The sequence below is a fragment of the Variovorax sp. F042 genome (assembly GCF_057814215.1).
The window spans coordinates 97,078-111,633 of sequence record NZ_JBVASX010000005.1 but is presented as its reverse complement, the minus strand read 5'-3'; the positions used below and the strand labels follow the sequence as shown (position 1 = coordinate 111,633).

General features: G+C 68.8%; 7 protein-coding genes. 6 read left to right on the top strand and 1 reads right to left on the bottom strand.

Translation table 11 applies throughout. The annotated features are described in order from the left end of the window. Positions 1–65 precede the first annotated feature (65 nt). The 6 genes from ACZYSP_RS18270 (at position 66) to ACZYSP_RS18245 (ending at position 13,101) form a co-directional block, all read left to right on the top strand. Complete coding sequence (locus ACZYSP_RS18270) at positions 66–4,175, top strand: hypothetical protein (RefSeq protein WP_489015739.1); 4,110 nt, start codon at positions 66–68, stop codon at positions 4,173–4,175. A gap of 97 nt (positions 4,176–4,272) precedes the next feature. Next, positions 4,273–4,776, top strand: coding sequence for a peptidoglycan-associated lipoprotein Pal (gene pal / locus ACZYSP_RS18265; RefSeq protein ID WP_093057541.1), 504 nt, complete (start codon positions 4,273–4,275; stop codon positions 4,774–4,776). A 111-nt stretch (positions 4,777–4,887) separates the two neighbouring features. Then, positions 4,888–8,004 (top strand): glutamate ligase domain-containing protein, encoded by a 3,117-nt coding sequence (locus ACZYSP_RS18260; protein ID WP_489015737.1) that lies wholly within the window; start codon positions 4,888–4,890, stop codon positions 8,002–8,004. A 357-nt stretch (positions 8,005–8,361) separates the two neighbouring features. Then, positions 8,362–10,182: a peptidase domain-containing ABC transporter gene (locus ACZYSP_RS18255; protein WP_258352953.1), complete on the top strand. Its 1,821-nt coding sequence runs from the start codon at positions 8,362–8,364 to the stop codon at positions 10,180–10,182. Between the two features lie 31 nt (positions 10,183–10,213). Next, positions 10,214–11,530, top strand: a complete 1,317-nt coding sequence (locus ACZYSP_RS18250; protein ID WP_489015734.1) for an HlyD family type I secretion periplasmic adaptor subunit — start codon at positions 10,214–10,216, stop codon at positions 11,528–11,530. After that, positions 11,527–13,101 (top strand): TolC family protein, encoded by a 1,575-nt coding sequence (locus tag ACZYSP_RS18245; protein ID WP_489015732.1) that lies wholly within the window; start codon positions 11,527–11,529, stop codon positions 13,099–13,101. The genes ACZYSP_RS18250 and ACZYSP_RS18245 overlap by 4 nt, the downstream gene beginning before the upstream one ends. A 15-nt stretch (positions 13,102–13,116) precedes the next feature. Here ACZYSP_RS18245 and ACZYSP_RS18240 read toward each other — a convergent pair whose 3' ends face one another. After that, positions 13,117–14,556, bottom strand: a complete 1,440-nt coding sequence (locus tag ACZYSP_RS18240) for a sigma 54-interacting transcriptional regulator (RefSeq protein WP_093079715.1) — start codon at positions 14,554–14,556, stop codon at positions 13,117–13,119.

Sequence of the window (14,556 nt, the reverse complement as noted above, 5' to 3'; positions counted from 1 at the left end):
TGGGGCGCGAAAAAAGCGGCACGCTAGTTGCCCCTTAGTAGGCATCTTTTGTTACAGAGGCTGCCATGACCGCTCAACAAGCATCGACCAATTCGACCGAAGGACTTGCCGCCGCTGGCGTCGCTCCTGTGGTCATTGCCCAGGCCACCGTCACTCCGCTGGGCGCTCCTGCCTCGCTGAGCTCGGCGGCGCCCGCCGCAGCTGCTGGCCCGTCCAGCATCGGCACATTATCGAATGCCACGCCGGGTGTCGCAGTGATGCGCGACGGTGTCAGCATTCCCGTCGATGGCAATCAGACTCTGATGGCCGGTGACCGCGTGATCGTTCCGCAGGACGGCCACGCCAATGTTCTCTTCCCCGGATCGGCCACCAACAAGGCCCCGCTGGCCGGTGTGTTCACCGGCGGCACCGACGCCACCATCGGCTCGACCAAGCTGCCGGGCGGCCTCGAACAAGTGAATGTGGATGTCGCCTCGGGCGACCTGCAAGTGACCCCGCCGGACAGCGACGCAGATGCCGCTGCCCTGGCTGTGACCAAGAAGCTCGCAGCCGGCAGCGGCATCGGGCTGGGTGAATTCGCACTCGGCGCTCTGGGCGCCGCAGCGCTTGGCGCCGCCCTCAGCGGTGGCGGCGGCGGCAGCGACAGCGTTGTTCCGCTGCTCGTCGGTTCGGGCAATCCGACCACGCCCACCACGCCGGGCGACTCCGACGCGGACGCCGACTCGGATGCAGATGCCGACGCCGACGCGGATGCGGACGGTGATGCAGATGCCGACGCCGATGCAGATGCAGATGCCGATGCCGATGCCGATGCCGATGCTGACGCCGATGCTGACGCCGATGCCGATGCCGATGCCGATGCCGATGCCGATGCTGACGCCGATGCCGATGCCGATGCTGACGCCGATGCCGATGCTGACGCCGATGCCGATGCTGACGCCGATGCCGATGCCGATGCCGATGCTGACGCCGATGCCGATGCCGATGCTGACGCCGATGCCGATGCTGATGCTGATGCTGATGCTGATGCTGATGCTGACGCCGATGCCGATGCCGATGCCGATGCCGATGCCGATGCCGACGCAGACGCAGACGCAGACGCAGACGCAGACCACCTCCTCGATCCAGGCGATGGCGCCGTCGGTCACGTCACCGACAGCCTCGGCAATGCGCTCGGCCTTGGCGACTCGCTCACGCCGGTCAACAACGTGGTCGACGGCCTGACCGACACGCTCGACGACGTGCTCGCTCCGGTGCTCGGCAGCGAGTTCACGCCGAACGATCCCAACCAGTTCGACCCTATCGACAACACCGTCGGCAGCGTGACCGGCCTGCTGGGCGACTCCCTGAGCCCGACGCTCGACAACCTGCTGGGCGAGGGCGCCACGACCGCCATCCTCGGCACGGTGCTGGGCCAGGTCGACTACCTGACCGACGCGCTGGACAACGGCCTGACCAACCTGATCGGTGACCACGGCATCATCAGCGGCCTGACCGACGCCCTCGGCCTCGGCGGCCTCACCGACCAGCTGGTGGGCGACGACGGCCTCCTGGGCGGCGTGCTCGGCAACGTGCTCGGCGACGGCAGCCTGGTGTCAGGCCTGCTGGCTGACGATGGCCTTGTCGGTGGCCTGCTCGGCGAAGACGGCCTTGTCGGCGGCCTGCTGGGCGAAGACGGCGCCGTGGGCGGCCTGCTCGGCAATGTGCTGGGCAGCGACGGCCTCGTGGGCGGCCTGCTCGGCGACGGCGCGGTGGGCAGCCTGACCGGCGGCCTGCTGGGTGACGAGGGCCTGCTGGGTGGCCTGCTCGGCGATGGCAGCGCACTGGGCGGTGTTCTGGGCGACGACGGCCTCGTGGGCGGTCTGCTCGGCGGCGACGGCGCCCTCTCGGGTCTGCTGGGCAGCAGCGGCCTCACCGGCGAGCTGCTGGGCCACGGTGGCCTGGTCGACAGCCTGCTCGGCCAGGACGGCGCGATCTCCGGCCTCATCTCTGACAGCCCGCTGGGTGGCCTGCTCGGTGGCGAAGGCGGTCTCCTGGGCGGCGCGCTCGACGGCCTGCTCGCTGACGACGGCCTGGTAGGCGGCTTGCTGGGTGACGATGGTCTCGTCGGCGGTCTGCTCGGTGGCGATGGCCTCCTGGGTGGCGTGCTGGGCGGCGACGGCCTGCTGGGCGGTGTGCTCGGCGACGACGGCCTGCTCGGCGGCGTGCTGGGCGACGATGGTCTGGTGGGTGGCCTGCTCGGTGGCGATGGCCTTCTGGGCGGCGTGCTGGGCGATGACGGTCTGGTCGGCGGCCTGCTGGGCGGCGACGGCATCGTGGGCGGCCTGCTCGGTGACGACGGTCTGGTGGGTGGTTTGCTGGGCGACGATGGCCTGCTGGGTGGCGTGCTCGGCGGCGACGGCCTCGCTGGCGGCCTGCTCGGGCCGGATGGCCTGGTTGGCGGCCTGCTTGGCGAAGACGGTCCGGTCGGTGGCCTGCTGGGTGATGACGGCCTGCTTGGCGGTCTGCTCGGCGATGTGCTGGGTGGCATCGGCGGTGGCGGCACCCCGGGCACCGGCGCGGCGCTGCTCGACCCGGCCGACGGCGTGCTCGGCAACCTGGCCGACGGCCTGAACACCGGCCTGCTGGGCGGGCTCGGCCTGGGCAACGTACTCGGGCCGGTTGTCGGCGTCGCGGACGGCCTGACCGACACGGTCGACGGCCTGCTGGGCCCGGTGCTCGGCACCAGCTTCACGGGGAACGACCCCAACGTGCTCGACCCGGTCGACGGCCTCGTTGGCCAGGTGGCGAGCGGTGCCTCCGGCCTGCTGAGCCCGCTGACAGATCAACTGCTCGGCGCGAACACGACGGCCGCGCTGCTGAATGGTGTCACGGCTCAAGTCGACTACCTGACGGATGGTGTGGCCAACCTGCTGGGGGGCGATGGCCTGCTCGGCGGCGTCTTGGGTGACGACGGCCTGTTGGGTGGCGTCCTCGGCGGTGACGGCGGCCTCCTTGGCGGCGTCTTGGGTGACGACGGCCTGTTGGGTGGCGTCCTCGGCGGTGACGGCGGCCTCCTTGGCGGCGTCCTGGGTGATGACGGCCTGCTGGGCGGTGTGCTCGGCGGCGACGGCGGTCTCCTCGGTGGCGTCCTGGGCGACGACGGCTTGCTGGGCGGCGTGCTCGGCGGCGACGGTGGCCTCCTTGGCGGCGTCCTCGGCGGCGACGGTGGCCTCCTTGGCGGTGTCCTGGGTGACGACGGCCTGCTGGGTGGCGTGCTCGGCGGTGTTACCGGCGGCGACGGCGGCCTGCTCGGCGGCATCCTCGGCGACGACGGCTTGCTGGGTGGTGTGCTCGGCGGCGTGACCGGTGGCGACGGCGGTCTTCTCGGCGGCATCCTCGGTGACGACGGCTTGCTGGGTGGCGTACTCGGCGGCGTGACCGGTGGCGACGGCGGCCTGCTCGGCGGCATCCTCGGTGACGACGGTCTGCTGGGTGGCGTACTCGGCGGCGTGACCGGTGGCGACGGTGGCCTGCTCGGCGGCATCCTCGGTGACGACGGCTTGCTGGGTGGCGTACTCGGCGGTGTGACCGGTGGCGACACCGGCGGCGTGCTCGGCGGCATCCTCGGTGACGATGGCCTGCTGGGCGGCGTACTCGGCGGTGTGACCGGTGGCGACACCGGCGGCGTGCTCGGCGGCATCCTCGGTGACGACGGCCTGCTGGGCGGCGTACTCGGCGGTGTGACCGGTGGCGACACCGGTGGCCTGCTCGGCGGTGTGCTCGGCAACGATGGCCTGGTAGGCGGTCTGCTCGGCAACGACGGCCTCGTCGGCAGCCTCCTGGGTCAGGACGGTCTGGTGGGTGGCCTGCTCGGCGGTCTGACCGGCACCGACAGCCCGGTGGCCAACATCCTGCAGCCGGTGACCTCGGTCGCCAGCGGCCTGACCGACACCGTGGCCCCGATCGTCTCGAACGCGACGGGCGCGGTGCACGACGTGACGGCTCCGGTGACCGACATCCTGGCCGGTGCCACGACGGCCACCGCTCCGGTGGCAGACGCTGTCAGCAGCGTGGTGAACGGTGTCGAACATGCAGTCACCCCGCTGGTGACCGATGTCGTGACCCCGATCACCAGCCTGGTCGAGCACGCCGCGTCGCCCGTGACGAACATCCTTCACGGTCTGCTGGGCTGATCACTAAAAGACAAAGAAGGAAGAGGGGCGAGGGAGCTAGTAGCTGCTGCAGCACCAGGGACAGGCCACCACCGGCCTGTCCCTCGAAAGGACCGATATGAAAAAGAATTTCCGCACACTGACCATCGTCGCCCTCGGCGCAGCCCTCGTGGGTTGCGCGGCCCCGAAAGCGGGCCGCGACGATGCAACGTACTACTACTCGAACAAGGCCGCCACCGCGGTGCCGAAGGTGGAGCCGGCACCGCCGCCGCCGCCGCAGAACGGACCGGTCGGCGTGCCGAAGATCGTCTACTTCGACTTCGACAAATACAACATCAGGCCGGGCGATCGCAACATCGTCGAGGCGCATGCGAGCTTCCTGCGCAACCGGCCGGCGAGCCGGGTCGTGATCGAAGGCCACACCGACCAGCGCGGCGGCCGCGAGTACAACCTCGCGCTGGGCCAGCGCCGTGCCGATTCGGTACAGCGCACGCTCACGCAGCTCGGCGTACCCGCCGAGCGCATCGAAGCCATCAGCTGGGGCCTGGAAAAACCAGCGTCGCTCGAAACCACCGAGGAGGGCTATCAGCTCAATCGCCGAGCCGAATTCAGCTACCGCTGAACCGGATCACCGCGATGACTTCGACGACGGCGGTTTCCGGCCCACGCACACGTCATCAAAGCGAGAGCAGATGACGGGCGCGGCCGGTCTCCCGCATTCGTCCGGAGCCGAATGATGTCCTTCCCAGACCAGCTCCACGCCTGCCACGAACGCCTGGTGTCGGTGTGCGCGGCGCTGCCTGCCCCGTACCCGGCGTTCACGCTGTTCTTCTCCGTGAGCGATGGCTCGCAGCGCGCACACGTCGTGCACGCGCGGGCCGCCGATTTCGAGACCGCCTGGCGCGAAGGCGCCGAGCATGCCGAGCGCTGGGTGCGCGAGCGCGGCATCGTGTCGCCGTGGCTGCGCATCGACTGGGTCGAGGGCGCGAGCCCGATGGACTGGGCCCAGTTCAAGACACAGCTCACCGCCGTCAAGCGCAACTACTTCCGCCTCGGCCTGGCCTTCGACAAAGACTTCGCGCTGGCCTTCACCGAGCAGGAGCTCAACGCCAACGCCATGCTGTGCGGCGATTCGACCATTCCGCATTCGGTGGTGAACGCGCGCAACTTCGAGGTCTACGGCCAGGCGCGTTTCCAGAGTTCGCCGCCGCTGGACATGCCCTCGGACCAGCCGGTCTACCTGCTCGCCACGGTGGGCGTGTTCTGCCAGCCCGACGGCGTGGTGCACAAGCTGGTGGGCACGGGGCTCGACGCGGGCCGCCGCCAGCTGCCGGCACTCAACCCGCAGTCGGTGCTCGACCTCGTGCGCAGCGGCTCGTCGTACCTGGCGCGCCAGGTGCAGAGCGACGGCCTCTTCGTGTACGGCTACTTTCCGTGCTTCGACCGCCGCATTCCGACCTACGACGCGATGCGCCATGCGAGCGCGCTCTACGCAATGATCGAAGCGTGGGAGCTCACGCGCGACGAAACGCTGCGCGCGGCCATCGACCGCTCGCTCGACCACCTCACGAGCTCGCTGATCCGCGACTACACGCTGCTGGACGGGCGCGCGGTGGCGTTCCTGGTAGACACCGGCGGCGAGATCAAGCTCGGCGGCAACGCGGCTTGCGTGCTCGCGCTGGTGAAGTACTGCGAGCTGATGGACACGCGCCGCTGGCTGCCGCTGCTGGAAAAGCTCGCGCTCGGCATCGCCTCGCTGCAAGACCCGGCCACCGGCCGCTTCAACCACGTGCTGCATGCGGCCGACCTCACGGTCAAGCAGGCCTCGCGCATCATTTACTACGACGGCGAAGCGGCCTACGGCCTCATGCGCCTGTATGCCCTCACGCGCGACCCGCAATGGTTGGCCGTGGTCGAAAAGGCGTTCGATCATTTCATCTCCAGCCAGCACTGGCAGGCGCACGACCACTGGCTCAGCTGCTGCGTGTACGAGCTCACGCACTGGAGCCCGCAGGAGAAGTACTTTCGCTTTGGCCTGCAGAACGTGGCGGGGTATCTGGACTTTGTGCTCGACCGGAAGACCACCTTCCCGACGCTGCTCGAACTCATGCTGGCCGCGCAGCAGATGCTCCAGCGGCTCGAGGGCATGCCCGCGATGCGGCACCTGCTCGACGAGCTCGACGTCGAGAAGTTCTACCGGGCGCTCGACTACCGCGCGCACTACCTGCTCAACGGCTTCTTCTGGCCCGAGATGGCGATGTACTTCCGGCGGCCTTCCACCGTCGTCGGCTCGTTCTTCATCCGCCATCACTCGTTCCGCGTGCGCATCGACGACGTCGAGCAGTACGTGTCGGGCTTCGTCGCCTATCACCGCTACCTGGTGGAGCGGCGCGCCTCGCCCGGCGCGGCCGGCACGGGCGGCGGTGGCAGCACCGGCGTGGGCGGCGCGCGCGACGACGGCGCCGTCTGGACCGCGAGCGAGATGGCACGCGTCACCGGCGGCGAATGGGTCGTCAAGCCCGAAGACGGCTGGCGCGCCACCGGCGTGGCGCAGCGCTCTTTCATGCGCAAGGGCCGCGTGGTGTTCGACCACCAGACGCGGCCGTCGAAGACACCACTGGCGGCCGTCACGCTCAAGGGCGTGCTGCAACCGGCGGCAGCCGTGCTGTGCACCGACCCCAAGCCGCACCTCGACAAGCGCGTGCCCGTGCTCAAGGTGTCGAACGTGCTGCAGGCCGTGCTGGAGCTGGGCGACCATGCGCGCGCCGAGTTCACCGGCCGCGTGTGCGGCGTGCTCGGCAGCGGCGCGACGAACGGCGCGGCAAGCGGCACCGTCGCCGCCATGCTGGCCGGCGCGCTCACCGTGTGGGGCGAGGTCGGCCAGCCCGAGGGCAACGTCAGCCTGCCATCGGGCATCGCCTGGAACATGACCTGCATGCCGCGGCACGCGGCCTACTGGGTGCTGGAGATGGGCACCTCGCACATGCCGGCGTCGGCGCAGCTGGTGCGGCCTTCGCTGGTGGTGGTGACGGGGCTGTCGGCCGCGTCGCAGAAACACCGCGGCCCGTCGGAGGCCGCAGCGCGGCTCGACAGCCGGATCTTCCAGGCCATGGCGCCGGGCGACAGCGTGGTGCTCAACCGCGACATGCCCGAGTTCGCGACCTTTGCCGAAGCGGCGATGGCGCAGCAACTGCAGATCGTGACTTGCGGCGAGCACAAGGACGCCGATGTGCGCCTGCTCGCCTTCGACCATGGCGAAGTGCAGGCGATGGTGGCGGGCGAGCCCTTTCAGCTGCGGCTCAATGCGCCTGGGCGCCACATGGGCGCGAGCGCCATCGCCGCGCTCGCGGCCCTGCAGGCAATGCGCCTGCCGCTGGCGGCCGCGGTCGAGCCCTTCGCGCACTTCGAGCCGCCGGGCGGCCGTGGCGCACTGCACACCATTCACATCGGCGGCGGCAGCTTCAAGCTGATCGACGAGACCTACGACGCCAACCCGAGCTCGATGCGCGCGGCGCTGGAGCTGCTGTCGCAGGCGCCCTGCGAGCCGTCGCGCCGCGTGGCGATCCTCGGCGACATGCAGGAGCTCGGCCCCGCCGCGCAACGCCACCACCTCGACCTCGAAGCCGAGCTGCTGGCCTCCCAGCCCGACCGCGTGCTGCTGTGCGGCCCGCTGATGCGGGCGCTGCACACGCGCATTCGCACCAAGGTGCGCTCGCACTGGTTCGTCGACGTGTCCGATCTGTCGACCGCGCTCGGCAGCCTGCTGCAGCCCGGCGACTGGGTGCTGGCGAAGAGTTCAGCGGGCGTCGGCCTGTCCCGGTTGGCCCGGGTTTTGAAAGCACTGCCATGAGATGGAACGTACTCGCGAACTCGCCCTTCGAACATGAGGCGCCGCTGCGTCGGCAGCCGTTGCGCCGCTGGTGGCTGGGCTGGCTGCAACTGCTGTGCGCATGGGTGCTTTGCATGCTGCTTTGCGCCAACATCGCATTGGTGTTCGCAGAGGGTTTGCCCCAATCAAACAGGGAGGCCAAAGCAGGGAGTCCGGCCGGTTGCGCGGTCAAGGGAAGCGCCGCGCAACCGGAGCCGGTTCATGGGAGGCGAAAGCTGTCGTGTTGATGTGCACGGCGAGTGAATTTTTGCCTTGTAACAGCCGGGTAACAGTTGATAATGACGCAGGCGTCATTGCACGACGGATCGGCTCTTTCCCATGATCAAGTTCCTCTTGCCCAGTCAATTGGTTGCCGACACGCCAGACGAACCTGGCGCCAGTCCCTATGCGGGCGCCTTGAACGCCGCATTCCGAGCGGCCTATCCGCTGGTGAAGAGCGCGGCGTGGCGCTCGCTACCCATCAGCCTGTTCGGGCTGCTGCCCTCGATCTTCCTGCTGCAGGTGTATGACCGCGTGCTCTCGCGCAGCGGCACCTCGACGCTTGCCGCGCTGGTCAGCGGCATTCTGTTTTTCCTGTGCATCGAGTTCTGGCTGCGCACGCGCCGCTCGCGGCTGCTGCGCAATGCGGGCGCCATCATCGACCACGGTGTGTCGGGCGCGCTGCTGAACTCGATGCTGGGCCGCCCGCTGCGCGCGCTCGAAGCACGGCCCGCTTCTGTGTGGCACCTGTACTTCCGCGACGTGGCCTCGGTGCGCGGCACCGTCACCGGCGGGCTCGCGCAATCGATCTTCGACCTGCCGATGGCCATCTTCGCGCTCATCGTCATCGGCATCGTCGCGCTGCCGGTGCTGCCGGTGGTGGCGCTGTTCCTGGCCATCATGTCTTTCCTGGCGTGGTGGTGGGCCGACGAAGTGCGCTCCGGCCGCGTCGAGGAAGTGCAGCGCGGCCGTGGCCTTGAGCGCGTCACGGCCGAGATCTGCAACGCGCGCGAAACCCTCAAGGCCCAGGCCAACGACGCGCCGACCATCGAGATGTGGCGCAAGACCTACAACTCATGGCTCACCGAGAGCTTCAGCAAGAACGGCCAGATCGAAACCGCGCGCGACGGCACCACCGTGCTGCTCACCGTGTTCTCGGTCGTCGTGGTGACCGTTGGCGCGGTCTCGGTGATGGAGCAGTGGATGACGGTGGGCGGCCTCGTCGCATCGAACATGCTGGCGCTCAAGGCGCTGCAGCCGGTGGCGGGGCTGGTGTCGAACTGGCGCTCGCTGGCCACCGCGAAGGAAGCCGCCAAGCGGCTCGAAACCGTTCTGCGCGAACCGGTCGAGAAGCCGCCCACGGGCATGACGCTGCCGCAGCCGCTGGGCCGCATCACCCTGAAGGACGTGAGCTTCAGCTTCACCGAAACAGCGCAGCAGCCGGTGCTGGAAAACGTCGACCTCGACATCGGCCCGGGCGGGCTGCACGTGATCGTCGGGCGCAACGGCGCGGGCAAGTCCACGCTGGTGAAGCTGCTGTCGGGCCTGTACACGCCCACGCGCGGCATCGTCAGCATTGGCGAGTACGACCTCTCGCAGTTCGGCCGCGAAGAGCTGTCGCACTGGATCAGCTATCTCTCGCAGGAGGTCTACTGGTTCGGCGGCTCGCTCATCGACGTGATGCGCCGCACGGCCCCGGGCCAGAGCGACGAGCAGATCGTTGCGGCCTGCAAGCTCTCGGGCGCGCACGACTTCATCTCGCGGCTGCCCGATGGCTACCGCACCATGGTCGGCGAAGGCGGCACCGGCGTGTCGGTGGGCGAGCGGCGCAAGCTGGCGCTGGCCATGAGCTTTCTGCGCAAGCCCTCGGTGCTGGTGCTCGACGAGCCCAGCAACGACCTCGACTTCCAGAGCGAGCGCAACCTGCTCGCCACGCTGCTCGCGGTGGCCAAGGTGCGCACCGTGGTGGTGGTCACGCATTCGCTGCGCATCGTCTCCGCCGCCAGCGTGGTCTACCACGTCACGGGGCTGGGCAATGTGGAGCAGGGCACGGCCGCAGTGATGGTGCCGAAGTTGTTCGGCGTGAAGAAGCCGCTGGTCGCGCTGGGCGATGCGGAAGACGGTGCAGCGGGGGCCACGGCCTCCCGCTCGATGGCGTGATGCGCGAATGACGAGTGACCGGGGACGCGATTTGAAATCAGATTTGCCGCAGATTCTTCAGGACGAGAACGACAAGCGCGCGGCCCAGACCTCGCCGCAGGGGCGGCGGCGCCAGTGGGTCATCGGCGGCGCGATCGGCGTGCTGGCCCTGGTGGGCCTTGGCTTCCCGATGGAGACCGTGGTGGTCGCGCCCGGCCGCGTGATCCCTTCTGACCGCGTCAAGTCGATCCAGCATTTGGAAGGCGGCATCGTCAGCAACGTGCTGGTGAAGGAAGGCGACAAGGTCAAGCAGGGCCAGTCGCTGGTCGAGATCGACCTGGGCGGCAGCGGCCTCAACCTCGAAGAACTCACTGCCCGCTATGCCGCCACGCAGGCTACCCGCGTGCGCCTCATCGCCGAGAGCCGCGGCCAGCCGCTCAAGCGCGAATCTTTTGCCACCGACATCGACGAAGCCGTGTTCGAAGGCGAGACCGGCGCCTACCAGGCGCGCGCGCTCGAACAGCGCGGCGTGATGGCAGGCGCCGTGTCGGGCCTGGAGCAGGCGCGCAGCAAGCAGCTGGAGCAGCAGGCCAAGGTCAAGGGCTTGAGTGACCGGTTGGTGCTGGCGCAGAAGGAACTGGAAATTTCCGAACAGCTGCTCAGCGAGAAGCTGGTCGGCCAGGTCGAGGTGCTGGAGAAGCGGCGCCAGGCCGAGAGCGCGCGCAGCGAACTCGCGGTGGCGCGCCAGGGCGTGATTTCAGCCAACGCTTCCATCACCGAGGCGCAGGCCAAGATGGCCGAGGCCGAAGGGCGCTTTCGCCGCCGCGCATCGGATGAACTGGCCACGGTGGAGCGGCAGTTCGCCAGCCTGAGCGAAGACCTGGCGCGTGCCCGCACCCAGCGTTCGCGCACGGTGGTGAAGGCGCCGTCGGACGGCATCGTCAAGGGCCTGCGCAACTCCAGCCCGGGCTGGGTGGTGAAGCCCGGCGAGTCGATTCTCGAAGTGGTGCCCGACGAGGACGAGATCATGGTCGAGGCGCGGCTCAACCCCAACGACCGCGGCTTCATCGAAGTGGGCCAGCAGGCGCGGGTGAAGATCACCGCCTACGACTACCTGCGCTACGGCGCGGTCGACGGCAAGGTCAAGCTGGTGGCGGCCGATGCCGACCGCGACCCCGCCATTTCCAGCGGTGCGCCGTACTACCGGCTGCTCATCAGCATGTCTCAGTCCCACGTGGGGCGCGACGAGAACCGCATTACCGCCGGCATGGAGTCCGAAGTGGACTTGCGTGTGGGCACCGACCCGTTCATCTGGTACATCCTGCGACCTGTGCTCAAGCTGCGGCGCGAAGCCTTCCGCGAACCATGAAGTACCGCAAACCGGTCGACCTGCGCCGCATGGGCTCCGGCGCTGTCTGCGCAGCGTTGTGCGCGAGCTTCGCGCTGCCGCCCGCTGCCTTTGCGCAGGAGCAACAACAGCAGCAGCAGGAGGCAGGTGCCAGGCTCATGCTTGCGCGCCGCCTGTCCCCGCCGTCGCTCGGCGCCGCGAGCTACACCCAGCAGGTGAAGCAGGCCCTGATAACGCTGTCGCAGGAATACCCTGAAGTGCAGACCGCGCAGGCGGCAGCCAACACCAGCAGCTACAGCGTGGATGCGGCCAAGCAGGCGCGCTACCCGCGCTTCAAGCTCGGCACTTCGTCCGGCAACTACAACAGCGGCGCGGAAAACGCCAAGACCCAAAGCTACACCGTGCTCACCGCCGAGGCGCGCATGAGCCTGATCGACGGCGGTGCCATGAGCGCCGCACAGCGCGCCGCCGAAGCGGGCAACCAGGCGGACGACGAAGCCGTCATCACCACCTCGCAGAAGGTGGTGCTGGACGCGCTCACCGCTTACCTGCAGGTGCAGCGCTTCGACCTCAAGAAGCAGATCGCGCACAAGGCCACTGAAGTGGTGGCCGAAATCTCCAAGGCCGAGGCCCGCCGCGTGGCGCTGGGCGTGAGCGGTGACAACGACCTGAACATGGCGGCCTCGCGGCGCGCGCTGGTGGCCGCGCGCGAGTCCGACTTCGAGGCGCAGCGCGACGAGGCGCTCGCCAAGTTCCGCAACTACTTCAAGTTCTCGCCCAATCCCGAGTCGCTGCCCGTGCTCGCGGCACCGACGCAATGGCGTATCGGCTCGCAGGAAGAGGCGCTGCGCCGCGCAGAGTCGCGCAGCACCGAAATTGCAGAGGCGCAGGGCCGCATCGACCGCGCCAAGGCGCTGGCCGACCAGCAGGACGCGAGCCTCTACCCGTCGCTCGACGCCGTGCTCGTGAAGAGCAAAGACCCGCGCGGCGTGTCGCCGCAAGACCCGACGCGCGCGGCCGTCGAACTCAACTGGAACTTCGGCAACGGCTTCGACCGGCAGCTGCGCCTGAAGTCGGCGCTGGCCGAAGTCGCCAACCAGGAAGCCAAGCTCGAAGGCGTGAAGCTCAACCTGTTCGAGCTCACGTCGGCATCGTGGTCGCGCACCGTCTCCGGCCGCGAGCGCGAGAAGCAGCTGATGGAAGCCGTCAGCACCGCCGGCCAGGCCTTCCGCGGTCGCCGCCGCCTGATGGAGTTCGGTCGCGAGACCCTGCCCAAGGTGCTCGACGCGCAGCTCGACTACTACACGCTGCTTTTCGACTACGTCGACGGCGTGTTCGACCTGCGCATCTCCGAACTGCGCCTGGCGCGCACCACCGGCGAACTGCGCATCGACCCGGTGGGCACCAACGGCTGGATCGACCGCCTCTTCGGCGCGCCCAGCCGCCAGGTGCTGACGGAAGACGGCCTGCTGGCAAAGCTCTGTATCTCGAGCAACACGGCCTGCGCGAGCGAGCCGGTGGCCGAGCGCAGCGTGGATGCGGCTGGAGCGAACCCGCCGCTGCGCAAGACCCCGCGCCTTTCGATGCCCTGAGGCCGCTGTCGTCGGTCAGGCGTCTTCGGGGATGCCCGGCTCGCCGTCGAGGATCTGGTACTTGCGCATCTTCTCCCACAGCACCTTGCGGCTGATGCCCAGGTGCTGCGCGGTGTCCTGGCGCTTCCAGTCGTTGATCTCCAGCGCCGCGATGATACGGTTGCGCTCGCTGCTGTTCCAGCCCTTGCGGTCGGCGCTGCCATCGAGCGAGCTGCCATTGCCGTTGCTGCTGCCGCCGCCCATGCCATTGCGGTCGGCGAAGATCGCCGGCGCGGGCGTGCCGCGCGTGAGTGCGATGGCGCGCTGGATCAGGTTCTGGTCCCAGGCGTGCAGTTGCCGCGCGATCACGCCCACGCGCTCCGCGAGATTGCGCAGCTGCCGCACGTTGCCCGGAAAGTAAGTCTCGGCCACCGCGTCGCTGAGCCAGTGCGGCGTTTCGCCGAGCGTTTCGAGCTCGTCGCCCAGCACGTTGGTCAGCAGCGCCTTGAAGATCGCGATCTTGTCGACCTCGCCGCGCTCTTCGAGGCTGGGCACGTGCAGCTCGATCACAGCGAGCCGGTAGAACAGGTCGGCGCGAAACTCGCCGCTCGCCACCATCTCGCGCAGGTTGCGGTTGGTGGCCGCCACCAGCCGGAAGTCGACGCGCACCGGCGCCGTCGCGCCCAGCCGCGTGACCGCACTGTCTTCCAGCACGCGCAGCAGCTTCACTTGCTGATAGCGCGGCAGGTCGCCGATTTCATCGAGGAACAGCGTGCCGCCCGTGGCCTGCTCGAAGTAGCCGCGATGCGCATGCACCGCGCCCGTGAACGAACCCTTGGTGTGGCCGAAGAACAGCGACTCGAAAAGCCCGTCGGGAATCGCGCCGCAGTTCACCGCCACGAACGCGCCCTTGCTGTAGTGCTGGTGCCCCAGGTGCAGCTGCTGCGCAATGCGCTCCTTGCCCACGCCCGTTTCGCCGCGCACCAGCACGCTGTGGTCGCAGTCGGCAAAGGCGCCCACCTCGGCCAGCAGCGCCTTCATTGCTTCGGAGTGCGCCACCAGCACATCGGGCGGCTGCGGCGCAACCTCGCGCGCGCGCAACTGCCGCACCAGCTTGGCGACCATCGTGCGCAGCTCCGCGCAGGTGAAGTCGTACGGCAGCACATGCAGATATTCGGGCGGATAAGTGCGCGAATCGCGCTCGCGCGAACCCGCCGCAACCCAGATCACCGGCATGCCCTGCAGCAGCTCGGTGGCATGCGCCAGCCCGCCGCTGTCGATGACCGTGACGCTGATGATCGCCACCGAGGGACGCAGCGCGGCACCGCGATCCTGCGGCGGAGGCGGCAGGCCATCGGCCCGGATCACCTCCACGTCGAAGCTCGCCATGCACCGCGCGATGCGGTCGAGGATGTCGGCTTTGCCTTCCCAGACAAAGAGGTCGAGTTCGTCGAAGTTGGAGGCGGGGGAATTCAT

Coding starts and splice junctions, on each gene's coding strand:
- ACZYSP_RS18270 (WP_489015739.1), top strand. CDS start 66: ATGACCGCTCAACAAGCATCGACCAATTCGACCGAAGGACTTGCCGCC.
- pal (WP_093057541.1), top strand. CDS start 4,273: ATGAAAAAGAATTTCCGCACACTGACCATCGTCGCCCTCGGCGCAGCC.
- ACZYSP_RS18260 (WP_489015737.1), top strand. CDS start 4,888: ATGATGTCCTTCCCAGACCAGCTCCACGCCTGCCACGAACGCCTGGTG.
- ACZYSP_RS18255 (WP_258352953.1), top strand. CDS start 8,362: ATGATCAAGTTCCTCTTGCCCAGTCAATTGGTTGCCGACACGCCAGAC.
- ACZYSP_RS18245 (WP_489015732.1), top strand. CDS start 11,527: ATGAAGTACCGCAAACCGGTCGACCTGCGCCGCATGGGCTCCGGCGCT.
- ACZYSP_RS18240 (WP_093079715.1), bottom strand. CDS start 14,556: ATGAATTCCCCCGCCTCCAACTTCGACGAACTCGACCTCTTTGTCTGG.